Genomic DNA, 886 nt, shown 5'->3' on the forward strand with positions numbered 1-886 from the left:
GTGGGGTGAACGATATCCGAGCGCCCGATGCGGGTGAAGCTCGTTGTAGTGGTCGAACCATTTCGGCAGGGCGAGCATGACGGTTCTGGCATCGGGGACGGGATTCACCGAGATGTAATCGCGCTTGAAGGTGCGCACGAAGGCTTCGGCCATACCGTTGCTCTGCGGCTCTGGATCGGGGTGGTCAGCGGTTCCAGGCCGATCTCGCGGGCAAAGCGACGGGTCGGTCCTGCGATGAAGCAGGAGCCGTTATCGGTCAGCCATTCGATGGTCTGCGGCAGGCGGTTGATCCCGCCGAAGCGGTGCTCGACGCAGTGACCATCAGGTCGCAGACATCCTCGCCCTCGATTCCCTCGGTGGTGGCGACAGGGCCAATGGCTTCCCGGTCGCAGCAATCGAGTGCGAAGGCGACGCGGACCTTCTCGTCGTTGTCGCAACCGATCTCGAAGCCGTCGGAGCACCAGCGCAGATTGGAGCGCGCAACCGCGATGCGGCCGTCGTGGCGGGCATAGCCGTAGGTCGGCATGTCGGCGATGACCGCCTCGATCGCGGCGAGCAGCGCCTCTTCCGGCAGGGGCGGACGGCCTCTGCGCTGTGGCGAGCGCCCGGCCGTCCGCTGCGCCAGCCGCGCAGCGAGATGCGAACGAGCCACGTCGAGCGTCGCGGCGACGGTACTCACGGCAAACCGTCCTTTGGGAGCGACAGCGACCGCAATCTCCGTTTTTTTATATCCTCCGCCACGGTGAGGGCTTCCTGGAGAATCTCCACCTCCAGCGTCTTCTTGCCCAACAGACGTGCAGTTCGCGGATCTGCTCCTGCTGCGCCCCGAAAGGCAGAGGCGGGAACCACCTCTTCTTCAGCTGCGGTCGCGGTAAGCGCCCCTTGT

Annotated in this window: 1 pseudogene; it reads right to left on the reverse strand. The window is 65.1% G+C overall.

Annotated elements, in window-relative coordinates:
• Positions 1-886, reverse strand: a pseudogene (locus tag KHC19_RS25880) (integrase core domain-containing protein); the annotation flags it as partial.

The organism is Ancylobacter oerskovii (assembly GCF_018390555.1).
Lineage (GTDB): Bacteria > Pseudomonadota > Alphaproteobacteria > Rhizobiales > Xanthobacteraceae > Ancylobacter > Ancylobacter oerskovii.